The sequence below is a fragment of the Azospirillum formosense genome (assembly GCF_040500525.1).
In the GTDB taxonomy this organism is placed as follows: domain Bacteria; phylum Pseudomonadota; class Alphaproteobacteria; order Azospirillales; family Azospirillaceae; genus Azospirillum; species Azospirillum formosense_A.
Genome location: NZ_CP159405.1, coordinates 482,501 through 500,000, shown reverse-complemented (window position 1 = coordinate 500,000; position 17,500 = coordinate 482,501). Strand labels below are relative to the sequence as shown.

15 protein-coding genes and 2 rRNA genes (2 of these 17 cut by a window edge) are annotated in these 17,500 nt (G+C 67.9%); 6 read left to right on the top strand and 11 right to left on the bottom strand.

Going from position 1 to position 17,500, the window contains the following annotated elements; all coding sequences use genetic code 11:
* The 4 genes from ABVN73_RS26645 to ABVN73_RS26630 all read left to right on the top strand — a co-directional run.
* Window positions 1-2,188: ribosomal RNA gene (locus tag ABVN73_RS26645) — 23S ribosomal RNA — on the top strand; it begins 556 nt to the left of the window's first position.
* 131 nt (window positions 2,189-2,319) lie between these two features.
* Window positions 2,320-2,435, top strand: a 5S ribosomal RNA gene (gene rrf / locus ABVN73_RS26640).
* Window positions 2,436-2,689: 254 nt separating this feature from the next.
* Entirely contained in the window at window positions 2,690-3,049 is a 360-nt protein-coding gene (locus tag ABVN73_RS26635) for an IS630 transposase-related protein (protein ID WP_353857512.1), read from the top strand.
* Window positions 3,001-3,654, top strand: coding sequence for an IS630 family transposase (locus ABVN73_RS26630; protein WP_353857768.1), 654 nt, complete (start codon window positions 3,001-3,003; stop codon window positions 3,652-3,654). The genes ABVN73_RS26635 and ABVN73_RS26630 overlap by 49 nt, the downstream gene beginning before the upstream one ends.
* Before the next feature lie 57 nt (window positions 3,655-3,711).
* Here ABVN73_RS26630 and ABVN73_RS26625 read toward each other — a convergent pair whose 3' ends face one another.
* The 8 genes from ABVN73_RS26625 to ABVN73_RS26590 all read right to left on the bottom strand — a co-directional run bounded on the left by ABVN73_RS26625 (window position 3,712) and on the right by ABVN73_RS26590 (window position 13,153).
* Window positions 3,712-5,001: an amidohydrolase family protein gene (locus tag ABVN73_RS26625; RefSeq protein ID WP_353861588.1), complete on the bottom strand. Its 1,290-nt coding sequence runs from the start codon at window positions 4,999-5,001 to the stop codon at window positions 3,712-3,714.
* Window positions 5,001-5,924 (bottom strand): ABC transporter permease, encoded by a 924-nt coding sequence (locus ABVN73_RS26620; RefSeq protein ID WP_353861587.1) that lies wholly within the window; start codon window positions 5,922-5,924, stop codon window positions 5,001-5,003. Before ABVN73_RS26620 ends, ABVN73_RS26625 begins: the two co-directional genes overlap by 1 nt.
* A gap of 5 nt (window positions 5,925-5,929) precedes the next feature.
* Window positions 5,930-6,979: an ABC transporter permease gene (locus ABVN73_RS26615; RefSeq protein ID WP_353861586.1), complete on the bottom strand. Its 1,050-nt coding sequence runs from the start codon at window positions 6,977-6,979 to the stop codon at window positions 5,930-5,932.
* 121 nt (window positions 6,980-7,100) lie between these two features.
* The gene (locus tag ABVN73_RS26610) at window positions 7,101-8,648 is read right to left on the bottom strand and encodes an ABC transporter ATP-binding protein (RefSeq protein WP_353861585.1); all 1,548 of its coding nucleotides are present in this window, start codon (window positions 8,646-8,648) and stop codon (window positions 7,101-7,103) included.
* 207 nt (window positions 8,649-8,855) lie between these two features.
* Window positions 8,856-9,875, bottom strand: a complete 1,020-nt coding sequence (locus ABVN73_RS26605; RefSeq protein ID WP_353861584.1) for a BMP family protein — start codon at window positions 9,873-9,875, stop codon at window positions 8,856-8,858.
* A gap of 148 nt (window positions 9,876-10,023) precedes the next feature.
* Window positions 10,024-10,659: a uracil phosphoribosyltransferase gene (gene upp / locus ABVN73_RS26600; protein WP_353861583.1), complete on the bottom strand. Its 636-nt coding sequence runs from the start codon at window positions 10,657-10,659 to the stop codon at window positions 10,024-10,026.
* Window positions 10,660-10,688: 29 nt separating this feature from the next.
* The gene (locus tag ABVN73_RS26595; RefSeq protein ID WP_353861582.1) at window positions 10,689-11,894 is read right to left on the bottom strand and encodes a URC4/urg3 family protein; all 1,206 of its coding nucleotides are present in this window, start codon (window positions 11,892-11,894) and stop codon (window positions 10,689-10,691) included.
* On the bottom strand, window positions 11,891-13,153 hold the full coding sequence (locus ABVN73_RS26590; RefSeq protein WP_353861581.1) for a GTP cyclohydrolase II: 1,263 nt from the start codon (window positions 13,151-13,153) through the stop codon (window positions 11,891-11,893). Before ABVN73_RS26590 ends, ABVN73_RS26595 begins: the two co-directional genes overlap by 4 nt.
* A 314-nt stretch (window positions 13,154-13,467) precedes the next feature.
* Here ABVN73_RS26590 and ABVN73_RS26585 point away from each other — a divergent pair, with 314 nt between their 5' ends.
* Window positions 13,468-13,740 carry a hypothetical protein gene (locus tag ABVN73_RS26585; RefSeq protein ID WP_353861580.1) on the top strand — a complete coding sequence of 91 codons (273 nt, stop codon included), beginning with the start codon at window positions 13,468-13,470 and terminating at the stop codon, window positions 13,738-13,740.
* Between the two features lie 42 nt (window positions 13,741-13,782).
* On the opposite strand, the gene ABVN73_RS26580 is transcribed toward ABVN73_RS26585, so the two are convergent.
* Window positions 13,783-14,220, bottom strand: a complete 438-nt coding sequence (locus ABVN73_RS26580; protein ID WP_353861579.1) for a hypothetical protein — start codon at window positions 14,218-14,220, stop codon at window positions 13,783-13,785.
* Between the two features lie 396 nt (window positions 14,221-14,616).
* On the opposite strand from ABVN73_RS26580, the gene ABVN73_RS26575 reads away from it, so the two are divergent.
* Window positions 14,617-16,698 (top strand): carbohydrate-binding domain-containing protein, encoded by a 2,082-nt coding sequence (locus ABVN73_RS26575; protein ID WP_353861578.1) that lies wholly within the window; start codon window positions 14,617-14,619, stop codon window positions 16,696-16,698.
* Between the two features lie 81 nt (window positions 16,699-16,779).
* Here ABVN73_RS26575 and ABVN73_RS26570 read toward each other — a convergent pair whose 3' ends face one another.
* Window positions 16,780-17,235 carry a hypothetical protein gene (locus tag ABVN73_RS26570; RefSeq protein ID WP_353861577.1) on the bottom strand — a complete coding sequence of 152 codons (456 nt, stop codon included), beginning with the start codon at window positions 17,233-17,235 and terminating at the stop codon, window positions 16,780-16,782.
* 42 nt (window positions 17,236-17,277) lie between these two features.
* Window positions 17,278-17,500: the 3' portion of a hypothetical protein gene (locus ABVN73_RS26565; RefSeq protein WP_353861576.1), read on the bottom strand. 191 nt of this gene lie beyond the right edge of the window; only the last 223 of its 414 coding nucleotides appear in the window; its start codon lies off the right edge, out of view; its stop codon occupies window positions 17,278-17,280.

The following is a 17,500-nucleotide window of genomic DNA, read 5'->3' as shown; positions in this document are numbered from 1 at the left end:
AATGGGTCAGCGACTTACAGTAAGCAGCGAGCTTAAGGCGATAGCCGGAGGCGCAGCGAAAGCGAGTCTGAACAGGGCGCGTGAGTTGCTTGCTGTAGACCCGAAACCCGGTGATCTAGCCATGGGCAGGTTGAAGGTGCGGTAACACGCACTGGAGGACCGAACTCACGCCTGTTGAAAAAGTCGGAGATGACCTGTGGCTAGGGGTGAAAGGCCAATCAAACCGGGAAATAGCTGGTTCTCCGCGAAAGCTATTTAGGTAGCGCGTCGGGCGATTGCCCACGGGGGTAGAGCACTGGATGGGCTAGGGGGCCTCGCGGCTTACCAAACCTAACCAAACTCCGAATACCGTGGAGCACAGCCCGGCAGACAGACGGTGGGTGCTAAGGTCCATCGTCGAGAGGGAAACAGCCCAGACCGCCAGCTAAGGTCCCCAAATCACGGCTAAGTGGGAAAGGATGTGGGAAGGCCATGACAACCAGGAGGTTGGCTTAGAAGCAGCCATCCTTTAAAGAAAGCGTAATAGCTCACTGGTCTAGTTAAGCCGGCCTGCGCCGAAAATGTATCGGGGCTCAAGCCGTGTACCGAAGCTGCGGATGTGTCTTTGACACGTGGTAGCGGAGCGTTCCGTAAGCCTGCGAAGGGTGTCCGTGAGGCCGCCTGGAGGTATCGGAAGTGAGAATGCTGACATGAGTAGCGACAAACAGTGTGAGAAACACTGTCGCCGAAAGTCCAAGGGTTCCTGCGCAAGGTTAATCCACGCAGGGTGAGCCGGCCCCTAAGGCGAGGCCGAAAGGCGTAGTCGATGGGAACCACGTTAATAGTCGTGGGCCAGCGGGTGTGTGACGAATGGGAAAGCGTGTCGGGCCTTATCGGATTGGCCCGGCTGGGGACCCGTTCCAGGAAACAGCCCCCGCATCAGACCGTACCCCAAACCGACACAGGTGGACTGGTAGAGCATACCCAGGCGCTTGAGAGAATGGTGTTGAAGGAACTCGGCAAATTGCCCTCGTAACTTCGGAAGAAGAGGGCCCCGTTGTGGCGCAAGCCATGGCGGGGGCACAGACCAGGGGGTGGCGACTGTTTACTAAAAACACAGGGCTCTGCGAAGCCGTACAAGGCGACGTATAGGGTCTGACGCCTGCCCGGTGCCGGAAGGTTAAGAGGAGGGGTTCACGCTCCGAACTGAAGCCCCGGTAAACGGCGGCCGTAACTATAACGGTCCTAAGGTAGCGAAATTCCTTGTCGGGTAAGTTCCGACCTGCACGAATGGCGTAACGACTTCCCCGCTGTCTCCAACACCAACTCAGCGAAATTGAACTCTCCGTGAAGATGCGGAGTACCCGCGGTCAGACGGAAAGACCCCGTGCACCTTTACTACAGCTTTGCAGTGGTGCTAGGGATCTCATGTGTAGGATAGGTGGGAGGCTAGGAAGCCCGGGCGCCAGCTCGGGTGGAGCCATCCTTGAAATACCACCCTTGAGGTCTCTGGCATCTAACCGCGCTCCGTTCATCCGGAGCCGGGACCCTGCATGGCGGGTAGTTTGACTGGGGCGGTCGCCTCCCAAAGCGTAACGGAGGCGCGCGATGGTGGGCTCAGAGCGGTCGGAAATCGCTCGTCGAGTGCAATGGCATAAGCCCGCCTGACTGCAAGACAGACAAGTCGAGCAGAGACGAAAGTCGGCCATAGTGATCCGGTGGTTCCATGTGGACGGGCCATCGCTCAACGGATAAAAGGTACGCCGGGGATAACAGGCTGATGACTCCCAAGAGTCCATATCGACGGAGTCGTTTGGCACCTCGATGTCGGCTCATCACATCCTGGGGCTGGAGCAGGTCCCAAGGGTTCGGCTGTTCGCCGATTAAAGTGGTACGTGAGCTGGGTTTAGAACGTCGTGAGACAGTTCGGTCCCTATCTGCCGTGGGTGTCGGAGTTTTGCGAGGATCTGTCCCTAGTACGAGAGGACCGGGATGGACATACCTCTGGTGCACCGGTTGTCACGCCAGTGGCATGGCCGGGTAGCTAAGTATGGACGGGATAACCGCTGAAAGCATCTAAGCGGGAAACCCACCTCTAAACCAGAACTCCCTTGAGAGCCGTGACAGACCATCACGTCGATAGGAGGCATGTGGACGGGCGGCAACGCCTGAAGCTGAGCCTTACTAATCGCTCGATCGGCTTGATCCTTCCCAGTGGCGGCCCGCGCGCAGCGGCAAGCCCTGGACGCAACGAGCCAACACCGCAAGAACGCAAACATGTCCTCGATCAACGATACCCCTCTGCCGTCCCGTCCGGATGGTTCGCGTGTGCCTTGGTGACCTGGTGGTCATGGCGAGGCTCCCAACACCCGATCCCATTCCGAACTCGGCCGTGAAACGCCTCAGCGCCGATGGTACTGCGTCTTAAGACGTGGGAGAGTAGGTCGCCGCCAGGTCACCACGGCACACGCCACACCACACCGGACGTGGACGCAGAAGGGCTCAAACACGCTTGACAATCGGCTTCATGAACGACAGGACCGGCGCTTTCCCAACGGGAAGCGCCGGTTCTGCGTTGCGTCCGGATTCTGTGTGGTGCCCGGGGGACTCGCTATGGGCCCCCTCCCTAAAGCGGATTGTCGCTGAGTATAGACGGAATTTTGGCTGGCCTGAGCGGTTGGAGGAAGACACAGCTGAAGGACCGCGCGCCATGGGCCAGCCATATTCCTCCGATCTGCGCGAACGGGTTCTGCTGGCTTATGAGCGCCACGAGGGCGGCCCCGAGTTGCTGGCGCGGCGCTTCCAGATCAGCCGAGCCTGCGCGTACAACTGGGTGCGGGCCGCACGCCTTGAGGGGCGGCGGGTCGCCAAGCCGCATGCCGGCGGCGTACCAGCCAAACTGGACGCGGAGGGCGTGAGCGTGCTGCGGGCCTTGGTGCGGGAGGATAATGACGCGACACTGGCACAGTACCGCGACCGGTTGGCCGCACGCACCGGCATCGCGCTGAGCCCGGCGGTGGTGTGCCGCACCTTGAAGCGGCTGGGGTTGGCGCGCAAAAAAAGACGCTGAGGGCCAGCGAGCAAGAGCGCGCGGATATCGCCGCGGAACGCGCGGCCTACCGGGACGATGCGGTGGTCCATGAACCGGCGCGTTTGGTTTTCCTCGATGAAACCGGCATCAACACCCAGATGACGCCCACCCAGGCCCGGGCGCCGCGCGGCCAGCGGGCGCTCGGATCCGTGCCCTGTGGGTCGTGGCACCGCGTCACGGTGCTCGGGGCGTTGAGCGCCGAAGGCATGCTGGCCGCCATGAGCATCGAGGCGTCCACCTCCTCGGCCGTGTTTCTCGCCTTTGTCGAGCAGGTGCTCTTGCCCGTGCTTCGGCGCGACAAACCCGGCGCCGTGGTCGTGATGGACAACCTTTCCGCTCACAAGCGGGCCGATATCCTCGCCGCCTTTGAGACGGCGGGGATCCGTGTCCGCTTCCTCCCGCGCTACTCGCCCGACCTCTCGCCCATCGAGCCCGGCTGGGCCAAGCTCAAAGGAATCCTGCGCGCCAAGGAAGCCCGCACCGTCGAGGCCCTCAACGAGGAACTCGGCCCAGCCCTCAATGCGATCACCGCTACCGACGCCAAAGCGTGGTTTAAGCTATGCGGCTACCCGAATCTAAACTGAACCGAAATCCGCTTTAACCCTCCCCCGCCGCGGGCGGGGGAGGGGAGTCGCACAATGTCACCGAGCCTGCGCCGTGGGCAGGGTGAAGGACACCGATTCCGGGCGGCCCGGCAGGGAGAGCTGCGCCTCCACCGGGGCGCAGCGGCTGACGACCGCGCCGCGGCGCAGGACGAACAGGCGGGTGGCGCGGGTGCGGATCGCTTCCACCGGGTCGGCGGCCTGGAGCACCACCAGATCGGCGTGGCAACCCACCTCCAGCCCGTAGCCGTCGAGGTGCAGCAGCTTGGCCGGGGCTTCGGTCACCGCGTGGAAGCAGGCGAGCATCCCGTCATAGCCGGTCATCTGCCCGACATGCAGGCCCATATGCGCGACCTCCAGCATGTCGCCGGAGCCGAGCGGGTACCAGGGGTCCATCACGCAGTCGTGGCCCAGCGCGACCGTCAGCCCGGCGCCCATCAGTTCCGGCACTCGGGTCATGCCTCGACGCTTGGGGTAGGTGTCGTGACGGCCCTGGAGCGTGATGTTGATGAGCGGGTTGGCGATGACGCCGAGCTTCGCCTCGACCATCAGCGGGATCAGCTTGGAGACGTAGTAGTTGTCCATGGAATGCATGGAGGTGAGGTGCGAGCCGGTCACCCGGCCCTGCATCCCCAGCCGCTGCGTCTCGTAGGCCAGCGTCTCGACGTGGCGGGACAGCGGGTCGTCCGACTCGTCACAGTGCATGTCGACCAGCAGCCCGCGCTCCGCCGCGATCTCGCAGAGGAGCTTCACCGAGGCGGCACCGTCGGCCATTGTCCGCTCGAAATGCGGGATGCCGCCGACCACGTCCACGCCCATGTCGAGCGCGCGCTTCAGCAGGTCCACCGCGCCGGGGGCGCGCAGCACGCCGTCCTGGGGGAAGGCGACGAGTTGCAGGTCGAGGTAGGGGGCGACCCGCCGCTTGACCTCCAGCAGCGATTCCACGGCCAGCAGGCGCCGGTCGCAGATGTCCACATGGCTGCGGATCGCCAGCAGGCCGCGCGCCACCGCCCAGTCGCAATAGGCCAGCGCCCGCTCGACGATGGCGTCCTGGACGAGCTGCGGTTTCAGCTCGCCCCACAGCGCGATGCCCTCCAGCAGCGTGCCGGAGCGGTTGACCCGCGGCAGGCCGTAGCTGAGCGTGGAGTCCATGTGGAAGTGCGAATCGACGAAGGGCGGCGTGACCAGCCGGCCGGTGGCGTCGATCTCCTCCCCGGCGGGGCCGGGCAGGTCCTTCTCCACGGCGGCGATGCGGCCCTCGCGGACGCCGATGTCCATGCCGGTGCGGCCGTCGGGCAGCGTGGCGCGGCGAAGGATCAGATCGAACATCAGCGTTCTCCTTTGCGGTACGGGATCATCAGCGCCCGCGGGTAGGAGGCGCGGCGCGCCACCAGCACGAGCGCCAGGATGCTCAACAGGTAGGGCATCATCAGGAACAGCTGGTAGGGCAGGACGCCCCCCGCCACCTGCTGAAGCCGCAATTGCAGCGCGTCGAAGGCGGCGAACAGCACCGCGCCCAGAAGCGCCTTGCCGGGCCGCCACGAGGCGAAGACGACCAGCGCGATGCAGATCCAGCCGCGCCCGTTGACCATGTTGAAGAAGAAGGCGTTGAAGGCCGACAGGGTGAGGAAGGCCCCGGCCAGCGCCATCAGCGCGCTTCCCGCCACCACCGCGCCGATGCGCACCGCGGTGACGCTGAGACCCTGGGCCTCTGCCGCCGCCGGATTCTCGCCGACCATGCGCACCGCAAGCCCGACCGGCGTGCGGTAGAGGACGTAGGCGACCACGGCGACGAGGATCAGCGCCAGGTAGGTCATCGGAGTTTGGGCCAGTGCGCCGGGCAGGTCCAGCGGCTGGAACGGCTCGATGGTCGGCGGGGTGCTCGCCTGCGGCAGGACGAGGCGGTAGACGAAGTAGGACAGGCTGGTGCCGAGCAGCGTCACGCCGATGCCCGCCACATGCTGCGACAGGCCCAGCGGCACCGTCAGGGTGGCGTGCAGCAGACCCATCAGGCCGCCGCACAGCGCCGCCACCAGCACGCCGGTCCACAGGTCGGCCCCCTGGTAGACGGCCATCCAGCCGGCCAACGCGCCCATCGTCATGATGCCCTCGATGCCGAGGTTCAGCACGCCGGCCCGCTCGCACAGAAGCTCGCCCAGCGTGCCCAGGATGTAGGGGGTGGCGATGCGCAGCACCGCCGTCCAGAAGGCGGCGGAGACCAGGATGTCGAGGATCGTTTGGAACAGCTCCATGGCGCTCACCCCCGCCGCAGCCGGTAGCGCGTCAGCAGCCCGGCGACCAGCATGCACAGCAGGCTGGCGGCGACGAGCACGTCGGCGATGTAGTTGGGCACCGGCATGGCGCGGCTCATGGCGTCCGCACCCACGAAGATGCCGGCGATGAAGACCGCCGCGCCCACCACGCCCACCGGGTGAAGCTGCGCCAGCATGGCGACAACGATGCCGCTGTAGCCGAAGCCCGGCGACAGGTCGAGCGTCAGGTAGCCCTTCAGCCCGCAGACCTCGATCACCCCGGCCAGTCCGGCCAGCCCGCCGGACAGCAGGGCGGTGCGCAGCATGACGCGGGTCACCGGCATGCCGGCGAAGGCGGCGGCGCGCGGGTTGGCGCCGACCGCCCGGTTCTCGTAGCCCCAGATGGTCCGGGTGTCGATCAGCCAGAGCAGCGCCGACAGGCCCAGCGCGACCAGCAGGCCGGTGTGCAGCCGCGTGCGCTCGACCAGCTTGGGCAGCTCCGCCGCCTCCACGACCGGGGCGGACTGCGGCCAGCCCATGCCCATGGGGTCCTTCAGCGCGCCTTCCAGCAGCATGGAGACGAGCAGCAGGACGATGAAGTTCAGCAGCAGCGTGGTCACCACCTCGTCCACGCCGAAGCGCACCTTCAGCACGGCGGGGCCGAGCAGCGTGGCGCCCCCGGCGGCGGCCCCGGCGATCATCACCGTGGGCAGCAGCAGCCAGGCCGGCAGGTCCAGCACGCCGCCGCCCAGCACCACGGCGGCCAGCGCGCCCATGTAGAGCTGCCCCTCCGCCCCGATGTTCCACAGCTTGGCGCGGAAGGCCACGGCGGCGGCGAGGCCGGTGAGGATCAGCGGGGTGGCGCGGGTCAGCGTTTCGGTCAGGGCGAAGCGGGAGCCGGCGGCCCCCTCCAGCAGCAGGCCGTAGGCGCGCAGCACCGGCGCGCCGGTCCAGGCGACCAGCAGCGCGCAGAGCGCCAGCGCCGCCACAACCGCCGCCACGGGCGCCAGGAGGCGGGCGGCCAGCGGGGTATGCTCTCGCGGTTCAAGCCGCATGATTTTGTCCTTGTTTCCTGATCCCGCGACGGCACTCAAGCAGCGCCTTTGCCCCCACCCCGACCCTCCCCCGCGCAGCGGGGGAGGGTTAGGGAGGGGGCATCCATTGAAAGGCCTCGGTTCATTGGACGCTCTCCCCGACGATCTCAGGCAAAATCTCCCAATGCCCCGCCATCAGCAGGCCGAGCTGGCGGACCGACACGCGGCCGTGGGGCAGAACGGGGGTGAGGCGCCCGTGATAGGCGACGGTGATGCCGTCGGCCAGCGCCAGGATCTCGTCCAGATCCTCGGAGATCACCAGCACCCCGGCCCCGGCGGCGCGGGCCTCCAGCAGCCGTCCGTGGACGTAGGACACCGCGCCGACGTCAAGGCCGCGGGTGGGCTGGCTCGCCAGGATCAGGTCCGGCCCGTGGGCCAGCGTGCGGCCCAGGATCAGCTTCTGCATGTTGCCGCCGGACAGCAGCTGCGTGCGGGCGTCCGGCCCGGGGCAGCGCACGTCGAAGGCCTCGATCACCTCCTCGGCGTAGGCGCGGGCGGCGCTCCGGCGGATCAGGCCGAAGCGCTGGAAGGCGGGGTCGTGGTAGCGCTCGGCAATCAGGTTTTCCCACACCGCCATGGCGCCGACGAGGCCGGCGGCATGCCGGTCCTCCGGAATGCGGGCGACGCCGCGCCGGACCATCTCCGCCGGGCTGGCGTTCCCGGCGGCTTCTCCCTTCAGCGCCATGCTGCCGGAGTCGGGGTGGATCAGGCCGCTGATCAGCTCGGCCAGCGCGGTCTGCCCGTTGCCCGACACGCCGGCGATGCCGACGATCTGACGACGGCGCACGGTCAGGTCCACGCCGTCGAGCAGCGGGCGCCCGTGGCCGGAGGCGACGGTGACGCCGGACAGCGTCAACACCGGCTCGCCAGGCTCCAGCGGGGTCGGGGTGGGCGGCTTCAGGGCGCGGCCGACCATCAGCTCGGCCAGCTCCTCGCGGTCGGTCGCGGCGGTCCTGCGGGTGGCGACGAGGCGTCCGCCGCGCAGAACGGCGACCGTGTCGCTGGCCGCGAAGACCTCGTTCATCTTGTGGCTGATGAAGACCACGGCCAGACCGTCGGCGGTCAGGCGGCGCAGCGTGTCGAACAGGCTGGACGATTCCTGCGGGGTCAGCACCGCGGTCGGCTCGTCCAGGATCAGGATGCGGGCGTCGCGGTAGAGCGCCTTCAGGATCTCGGCCCGCTGCCGCTCGCCCACCGACAGGTCGCCGACCAGCGCGTCGGGACGCACCTCCAGCCCGAAGCGGCGGGCGAGGTCGAGCAGCTTCGCCTTGGCGGCGGCGCGGTCGGAGCGCGGGCGCCACAGCGACTCCGTCCCCACGGCGATGTTGTCGAGCACCGACAGGTTGTCGGCCAGGGTGAAGTGCTGGTGGACCATGCCGATTCCGGCGGCCAGCGCCGCGCGGGGGGAGCCGGGGGGGAGCGGCTGGCCAAACGCCTCGATGCTGCCCTCGTCGGCCACGTAATGGCCGAACAGGATGTTCATCAGGGTCGTCTTACCGGCGCCGTTCTCGCCCAGCAGGGCCAGCACCTCGCCCTTGTGGAGAGTCAGCGAGATGGAATCGTTGGCGACGAGCGGCCCGAACCGCTTCGTGATGCCGGAGAGGCGGAGGACGATGGGGGGTGATGTCATGGATGTCCGCGGGGTGCCGGAAGGCAAAGTGACTTTCCCTCTCCCGTCCCGGGAGAGGGTGCCCGCGAAGCGGGCGGGTGAGGGTGGAGCCGAGGATCAAAGCGCTGATTCTTGGCGGTACCCTCACCCTCCCGCGCTTTGCGCGGGCCCCTCCCTCTCCCGGGGCGGGAGAGGGACTGAAAGGCGATGCTTCTTAGGAAATGTGGATCACATCGTCGATTTGGGCTCGTTGTCGTTCACCTTCACGGTGAACTTGCCGTCGAGGATCTCCTGCTCGCGGGCCTTCACCTTGGCCATCACGTCGGCGGGAACCTTGCCCTCGAAGGTGCCGAGGGGGGCGAGGCTGGAGCCCTTGTGGACCATCTGGCTGTAGGGGCCGTAATCCTCGGCCTTGTAGCTGCCGGCCTTCACCGCGGCGATGGCGCGGTCCACCGACGGCTCCATGTGCCAGAGCGCGCTGGCGACCACGGTGTCCGGATACTGCGGCTGGGTGTTGATGACGTTGCCGATGGCCAGGACCTTGCGCTCCTTGGCGGCGTCGGACACGCCGAAGCGCTCGGCGTACATCACGTCGGCGCCGCGGTCGATCATCGCGAAGGCGGCTTCCTTGGCCTTCGGCGGGTCGAACCAGGAGCCGATGAAGCTGACCATGAACTTCACGTTCGGGTTCACCTCCTTGGCGCCCTCCATGAAGGCGTTCATCAGGCGGTTCACCTCCGGGATCGGGTAGCCGCCGACCATGCCGATGACGTTCGACTTGGACACCGCGCCCGCGATCATGCCGGTCAGATAGGCCGGCTCCTGGATGTAGTTGTCGAAGACCGAGAAGTTCGGCTCCTGCGGCTTGAAGCTGGAGCCCATGACGAAGGCGGTCTTGGGATAGTCCTTCGCGACGGCGCGCGCCGCGCGCTCGACGCCGAAGACCTCGCCGAAGACGAGCTGCTGGCCGCCCTCGGCGTACTGGCGCATCACGCGCTCATAATCGGTGTTGGCGACCGACTCGGCCCAGACATACTCGATCTCGCCGCGGGCCTCGGCGGCCTTCAGGGCGGTGTGGATGCGGCTGACCCACTGCTGCTCGATCGGCACGGTGTAGATGCCGGCGACCTTGACCTTCGACTGGGCCCAGGCGGGCAGAGCCATCGCCGCGACGGCGACCGCCGCAGCGCCGCACAGGACGGCGCGCCGCGCCACGCCGAATACGTTCCCCCCAATCACGTTCCCCATGGAAAAACCCCCTCCGTCTGCTTTGCTGTTTCGGCACAGATGTGCAGCAGAGGCGTTGCAACGGCAATGCCATTCCGTGCGCGTCAGCCCTGCTGCGGCTCTCACGGGTCGGCAGGGTGGCATGTGACCAAAAGGGCGGCAATGATTCTCAGCGGGTGCCGTAAAGCCGGTCGCCCGCATCGCCCAGGCCGGGGCGGATGTAGCCGTTCTCGTCCAGCCGCTCGTCCACCGCGGCGGCGAAGACCGGCACGTCGGGATGCGAGTCGTGGAAGGTGCGCAGGCCCTCCGGCGCGGCCACCAGGACCGCCAGCTTGATCGCGGCCGCGCCCGCGTCCTTCAGCCGGTGCACCGCCGCCGTGGCCGTGTGGCCGGTGGCGAGCATGGGGTCGACCAGGATGACCAGCCGCTCCTCAATGTCCTCCGGCACCTTGAAGAAATACTCGACGGGGGTCAGCGTCTCCTGGTCGCGGTAGAGGCCGATGTGCCCGATGCGGGCCGACGGCAGCAGGGTGCGCATGCCGTCCAGCAGCCCTTGCCCGGCCCGCAGGATGGAGACGAGGCACAGCTTCTTGCCGGTCAGCAGCGGTGCGTCGAAGGTTGCCAGCGGCGTTTCCACCGGGCGGTCCTCCAGGGGAAGGTCGCGCGTCAGCTCATAGCCCATGAGCTGCGACACCTCCCGCATCACCTCGTGGAACCGGGCGGTGGGAGTCTCCCGCCGCCGCAGAAGGGTCAGCTTGTGCTGGACCAGAGGATGGTCGATGACGGTGAGTGTCGGGATGGGCATGGGCGACCCTTCGGGTGGTTGGCGTCACATCAGAAGACGGTTCCATCACTGCGGATGCGGATCGGCGGGCCGCCGCCCGGCCGGCGCTCGCGGGCGATCCGGCGCCCGGCGGTCCAGGTCCCGCCCTGGAGAACCTTGGCGAGCGGGAAGCTCTCCGCGGGCACGCCCAGCCGGTCGCGCACCGCGTCGGCGAGGCGGTCGAGCAGGGCGACGGTCAGGGCGCGCCACTCCACCACCGCCTCGTCCCCGACCTCCAGCTCGTCGGCAAGGAGGCGGGGATTCTTCGGCACCAGAACGCCGCTGTCCACCAGCAGCCCGCCGTTGCGGTATTCCGGAAGGCCGGTCAGCCGGTCCAGCCCGGTGACGGCGATGCCCGCCTCCTCCAGCGGCTCGACCAGCGAATAGCTGAGCCATTGCGACAGCTTATGGAAGGGGACGAGGCCGACCGCCGAATGGGTCCAGCTGTCGCCCAGATTCACGCCGCCGCGCTCGATCCGGCCCGGCCAGATCGGCCCCAGCCCGCGCAGCACCGCGTCGAGGATGGCGGTGGTGGGAAGCGTGCCGTCCACGGCCTGCGCTTTCAGCGCATCGTAGAGGGTGCCGACCCGCCCCGGCGTGCCGAACAGGTCGGGCGCGGCGGTCAGCGCGCTTCCCAGACGGCGCAGCAGGGCGGCGCGCCCCTCCAGCCCGACCAGCGGGTTGTCCGGCCTCGCCTGGAAGCCGCGGGCGAGCGCCGCCTCGGTCATGGCGGACAGGGCCGCCGCGTCGGCGCGCAGAGGCGCCGCCGGGTCGTCGGCGAAGCCGCCCGCACGGAACAGGTCGAAGCTGGCGATGGCCAGCCCTTCGGAGCGGGCCAGTTCCACCCCCGCCGCGTCGCGGTAGCGCCAGCGGTCGCCCGCCCCGGCGTCGAGCAGAACGCTGGTCACCGCGAGGTCGAAGCGGATGCGCGCGATCTCGTCGGCGTCCGCGTTCAATCCGGCGGCAAGCATCGCCCAGCGGTCGTCGCCTTCCACCACGAAGTGCCGCCAGCGGCTGTGGTAGGGCACGTCGAGGTCGGGGTAGGACTCCCGCGTCACCGTGGCGACCAGGGCGGCGGCCACGTCCATCTGCTCCGGGCGAAACGCGAAATGGGCGAGGTCGCCGCGCTCGGCCTTCGCCAGGATCGCGTGGGCGCGCTGGCGCACCGCATCGGCGGAGAGCAGCCACCCCACGTCATCGTCGCCGGCGGCGCTCAATCGGTCAGCCCCCGGCCCTTGGCGACGGTCAGCTCCTCCGCGGTCGGCACGGCGGGGGTGAAGTAGCCGGCGGCCTTCTTGGCGTCCATCTCCACCTTGGCGTCGTCGGGGATCAACTCCTCGGGGATCGGGATCTGCTCGACGATCTCGATCCCGGCGCGGCGGATGGCGTCGGACTTCATGTTGCTCATGGACACCATACGGTCGATGCGGGTGACGCCCAGCCAGTGGAAGACGTCGGGCATCAGCTCCTGGAAGCGCATGTCCTGGACGCCGGCCACGCATTCCGTCCGCTCGAAATAGGCCTCGGCCCGGTCGCCGCCGGGCTGCCGCTTGCGCGCGTTGTAGACCAGGAACTTGGTCACCTCGCCCAGCGCGCGCCCTTCCTTGCGGTTGTAGATGACCAAGCCGGCGCCGTTCTCCTGGGCGGTGCGGATGCACTCCTCGACGCCATGGGTCAGGTAAGGGCGGCAGGTGCAGATGTCGGAGCCGAAGACGTCCGACCCGTTGCACTCGTCATGGACCCGGCAGGCGACCTTGCGCGCCGGGTCGGTCAGCGCCGCCACGTCGCCCAGGATGTAGACGGTCAGCCCGTTGATCGGCGGCAGAAAGACCTTCAGGTCGGGGCGGGTCACCAGTTCCGGGAACATGCTGCCGGTGTGCTCGAACAGGCCGCGGCGCAGCGCGCTCTCGGTGATGCCGAAGCGCTTGGCGATGCCGGGGAGGAACCACACCGGCTCGATGGCGACCTTGGTCACGCGGGCGTCGCCGCTGGGCAGCAGGATCTGGCCGTCCGCCGCCAGCCGCCCGGCGCGCATGGCGTCCACCAGCTCCGGCATCTTGATGCGCGCCTTGGTCACGGCGATGGTCGGGCGCACGTCGACGCCGCGCGCCAGATGATCGCCGAATGCCTCGCTGACCATGTGGCCGAAGGGATCAATGGAGACGATCGCCTCCGGGTCCCTCCATTGCGGGTGCGGGCCGATGGGTTCCGCCGGGGCGGTGTTGGTCAGGTCCGGCACATGGTAGGCGCTGAGCTGTCCGGCCGCGACGGCGAGCGCCCGGTAGACCGCGTAGCTGCCGGCGTGGGCGCCGATGGCGTTGCGCTGCGCCGGATCGGAGAGGGAGGCGACGACCGGACCGCGCTCCGCGGCGGTGGGGGTGCCCCAGTGGACCGGGGTGTAGCGCGGCTTGGCGCCGCCGGTCGGGTGCGAGGCGAGCACGATGTGACGTTGCGGCTGGTTGCGGCGGCTTTCCATACGGACGCTCCCGATGCCATTCATCATGCGGCAGTGTGACACAGTTTCGGCGCCTGCGAACACCAAATCGAATGGCCGCAATCTCTGACGTTCGTTCGGTTTTCGACCCGCCATTTCCGCCGGGGGGCACCTCCTTCGGGGAATAAGGGGTGCCCGAAATTTGTCCCAGCGCGGATGGTTGGAGCCAGAGCTTGGGCGCACGATCTGCTGTTAGGATCGGGGCAACCGATCGCAGAAAAAGGATGCAGGGAATGTCCGTCCACACAGGCGCGGGCCATTCAGGCAAAGGTGGTTTCGGCAAACGTGGCTGGGGCGTGGCGCTGGGAAGCCTGATGCTGACCGTCGCGCTGGCCGCCCCGGCGCTGGCCGACGACCACAAGCATTGGCGCAAGCACAAGCACAAGCATCACCACCGCGGCCACGGCCCCGTGGTGATCTACGAGCCGCCGCCGCCCGTCGTGGTGATGCGCCGCCCGCCACCCGTCTATTACGCCCCGGCGCCGCGCGTGGTCTACGCACCGCCCCCGCCGGTCTACTACGCGCCCGCCCCGGGCCTCAGCGTCCAGATGAACATCCCGTTGCGCTGAGGCGGCCGCCCCGCGGAAGGCGGCCCGCGACCGGGCGCGCCTTCACCGCAGGACGCGGCAGGGGTCCACGATGAGCATGTCCACCGGCTCGTCCTCGCCCTTGGCCGGCATGTCCTCGTGCTTGGGAATCAGCAGGCAGCGCCCGTCCTGAAGCAGGACGGCCTTGACCCGGAACCACATCGTCTTCGGGTTGCTGCCGAAGGTGATTTCAAACGAATCGCCCGCCGCGATGCGCGCGGGCACCGCGACGTTGCCATACTCGCGGCAGGTGTGGGTGAACACCCAGTTGCGGCACAGCTTGAAGGTCGCCGACCCGCTGGTGGTCACCAGCGAGACGCTCTGCCCCACGGCGGGAGCCGACGCCGCCTGCGCCGGCGTGCCGGCGAGCGCGGTTGCCAGGGCGACGGCCGGAGCCGCCGTCGAAACAGCCTTCGAAACAGCCGTCAAAACCGCCGACCAGGGGGCCACCGCGATCCTCATGCCCGTCATCATCCACCATCCGTCACGGCGCGCAGTGTAGCACGCGCGGCTTCGCCCGCGGGTTGACACTTCGGAAGGGCGGAACCGGCGCCGGCTCGCACAACGCTGTCCCCACGACGACGACGGGCACAGTCCTTCCGTGAAACGCCGGGCGCGGCCTGTGACCAGCCTGGGGCATGGCCGCCGAACGGTCCCGCGCGAAGGCGCCGCCGCCGCCGCCGGCGCACCCCGGCAAAGCCAGGGCGGGCCTGCTGTTGCGCCGCCGCATCAGGCAAAGCCTGTCACCGACCGCTCCTATTTGCCACAAATGGTTAATTTATTTTAAAGGAATTGTTAGCATCTCGTTAACCATCTGCGGCCACCGTTTGCCCATCGAAACCGCAATGGAATAGACAAATGGCGACGACCTCCACTGGTTTGACCAAGTCCAAAATCGTCGTGAACGCCTATGGCACCTCTTCGGACGCTGTGAATCCTCACTTTCGTCTGATGATCGACGGTAAGGATGTTGGTCAGGCCTCGGTGGGCTCGGCCGAGCCGAAAGCCTATACATTCGACGTTGACGTTTCCTCTGGTCAGGCACACAAAGTCCAGGTTGTCTACGACAACGATGACGTGAACGCCGGGTCGAACCGCGACCTGGGCATCAAGTCCATCGTCATCAACGGCCACACGCTGAGCCCGACCGACGCGAGCTACGAGCGCCACGACGATGCCGGCGGGACCATGGCCGGCCAGGAAGGGCTGTGGTGGAACGGGGCGCTGACCTTCTCCACCCCGTCGTCGCTCTACGGGGCCACGCCCGACACGGCCACCTCCGGCAGCGCCGCCGCCGCACCGGAGGCCGACAGCGCCGCCACGGGCGGCAGCGACGCCTCCGCCGCCCCCGGCTCCTCGACCATCACCATCAACGCCCGCGGCACCGCCGCGGCGGGCCAGAACGCGCACTTCACGGTGTTGGCGGACGGCAAGAAGATCGGCGAGGGCACGGCCGGCACGGAGTCGAAGGACTTTTCCTTCAAGACCGATCTGGCCGCCGATCAGGCGCACAAGATCCAGGTCCAGTACGACAACGACGCCACGGTGAACGGCCAGGACCGCAACCTGCATGTCGGCAGCGTGACCATCAACGGCCACGAATACGCCCCGGCCGACTCCGCGGTCAGCTACGACAAGGGCGCGCTCGACGGCAAGGACGTCATCAAGGGGCAGGCCGACCTGTGGTGGAACGGCACGCTGGTGGTCGAGGCCGACAAGGGTCTGTTCACCGCCGAGTCCGCCTCCGCGCCCTCCACGACCCCGAACACGGCTCCGAGCACGCCGCCGGCCACGCCGACCGCCCCGGTGACCACCCCCTCCACCGACAGCGGCGCCGGGTCCAGCGGCGGCTACCTGCACACCGACGGCAGCCAGATCGTGGACAGCGCCGGCAACAACGTGAAGCTGACCGGCGTGAACTGGTTCGGCGCGGAGGGCTACGCCTTCGCCCCGCAGGGGCTGTGGCAGGACAGCTACAAGAACATCATGAACCAGATGCAGGACCAGGGCTTCAACACCATCCGCCTGCCCTGGTCGGACGCCATGCTGGACAACGGCCGCATGCCCACCGGCATCGACTATTCGAAGAACCCGGAGCTTCAGGGCAAGACCAGCCTCGAGGTGTTCGACAAGATCATCGAATACGCCGATCAGACCGGCATGAAGATCATCCTCGACCACCACCGCTCCGGCGACGGTGCCTCGGCCAACGAGAACGGGCTCTGGTACACCAGCCAGTATCCGGAATCGAAAATGATCGAGAATTGGAAGATGCTGGCCCAGCGCTACGCCGACAACCCGTCGGTCGTCGCCGCCGATCTGCACAACGAGCCGCACGGCCAGGCCACCTGGGGCGACGGCAACCAGGCCACCGATTGGAAGGCGGCGGCGGAGCGCATCGGCAACGCCGTGCAGTCGGTCAACCCGAACTGGCTGCTGATCGTCGAGGGCGTCGAGAACTCGTCCGAGGGCACCTACTGGTGGGGCGGCAACCTGGACGGTGTGAAGACCGACCCGGTCGACTTCAACATCGACAACAAGCTGGTCTACTCCGTCCACGACTACCCGCCGTCGATGGCCGGCTTCGGCTGGTTCAACGATCCCGCCTACCCGAACAACATGAAGGACATCTGGACGGACGCCTGGGGCTGGATCGTCCAGAAGGGCATCGCGCCGGTCCTGGTCGGCGAGTTCGGCACCAAGCTCGAGACCGGCCAGGACAAGCAGTGGCTCGACGCCATGGTCAAGTACATGGACGGCGACTACAACGGCGACGGCAAGTCCGACCTTGCGGCGGGCGACCAGGGCGTCAGCTTCACCTACTGGGCCTGGAGCCCCGGTTCGGGCGACACCGGCGGCATCATGACCGACGACTGGGCGGTGAACACGGCGAAGATGAACGCCATCGAGCCGGCTCTGTTCGACGGCACGATCGCCTGATCACGGGATCGGGTCGCGAAGGACAGGCCCGGCGCCGGACGATCCCCGGCGCCGGGCCTGTCCCGTCTTCAAGCGCCGCGCTTACGCCGAGGCCGCTCCGCGCGGGCGGAACAGCGCCTCCGCTTCGGCCCGCGGGTCGCGGAGGAGGGTGGCCGGCTGTCCGGGGCGCCCGCCGCCGGACAGGATGGCCACCGTCTCGGCCAGCCACAGATAGGGGCCGCTTCGCCCGGCCTCCGGGAGGCGCGACAGGTCGCGCAGGTAATTGCCGACCGCCTGGGTCAGCGCCTGCTCGCCCGTGGCGCCTTGAACCCGTCCGGCGGCGGCGGCGAAGCGGCGGCGTTCGTCCGCGTCGGTCTTCACCCGTTCCTCGACGGCTTTCAGGAGCGCCGCCCGGGTGCGGGGGCTGTTCAGCAGGTTCAGGGCCGTCACGACCGGATCGACCGGCCTCGCGTGGCGCGAGGCGGGGGCATCCACGGCGGAATCCCTCATGCTGCGCCGCGGGTCGGCCCAGCGGCGCGTCGACTGTCCGTGCTGCATGGAATGTTTGGCTTTCTTTCCCCGGAAGGGCCGAGCAGCCCTTCAGATGGTGTAGGTTCCCTCGAACAGGTCGCCGAGCGCGAGGCGCATCAGGGACCGGGTTCGGGTGACGCGCCGATGCTCGTCGCGCGCGGTGACCATATGACAACGCCGGCAGAGCCACCGCCGTTCCATGGCATTCTCCGCGGACAGCTCGATCGCGGCGGCGCGGCGGCGGTACAGCCCGACGATGCTGCGCGAGGTCCGAACCCCGGCATACTCGACC

Excerpts from the sequence above, each read along its gene's own strand:
- ABVN73_RS26620 (WP_353861587.1), bottom strand. The coding sequence starts at position 5,924 with ATGGAGCTGTTCCAAACGATCCTCGACATCCTGGTCTCCGCCGCCTTC.
- ABVN73_RS26615 (WP_353861586.1), bottom strand. The coding sequence starts at position 6,979 with ATGCGGCTTGAACCGCGAGAGCATACCCCGCTGGCCGCCCGCCTCCTG.
- ABVN73_RS26575 (WP_353861578.1), top strand. The coding sequence starts at position 14,617 with ATGGCGACGACCTCCACTGGTTTGACCAAGTCCAAAATCGTCGTGAAC.
- ABVN73_RS26580 (WP_353861579.1), bottom strand. The coding sequence starts at position 14,220 with ATGAGGATCGCGGTGGCCCCCTGGTCGGCGGTTTTGACGGCTGTTTCG.
- ABVN73_RS26605 (WP_353861584.1), bottom strand. The coding sequence starts at position 9,875 with ATGGGGAACGTGATTGGGGGGAACGTATTCGGCGTGGCGCGGCGCGCC.
- ABVN73_RS26570 (WP_353861577.1), bottom strand. The coding sequence starts at position 17,235 with ATGCAGCACGGACAGTCGACGCGCCGCTGGGCCGACCCGCGGCGCAGC.
- ABVN73_RS26610 (WP_353861585.1), bottom strand. The coding sequence starts at position 8,648 with ATGACATCACCCCCCATCGTCCTCCGCCTCTCCGGCATCACGAAGCGG.
- ABVN73_RS26635 (WP_353857512.1), top strand. The coding sequence starts at position 2,690 with ATGGGCCAGCCATATTCCTCCGATCTGCGCGAACGGGTTCTGCTGGCT.
- ABVN73_RS26590 (WP_353861581.1), bottom strand. The coding sequence starts at position 13,153 with ATGGAAAGCCGCCGCAACCAGCCGCAACGTCACATCGTGCTCGCCTCG.
- upp (WP_353861583.1), bottom strand. The coding sequence starts at position 10,659 with ATGCCCATCCCGACACTCACCGTCATCGACCATCCTCTGGTCCAGCAC.
- ABVN73_RS26625 (WP_353861588.1), bottom strand. The coding sequence starts at position 5,001 with ATGTTCGATCTGATCCTTCGCCGCGCCACGCTGCCCGACGGCCGCACC.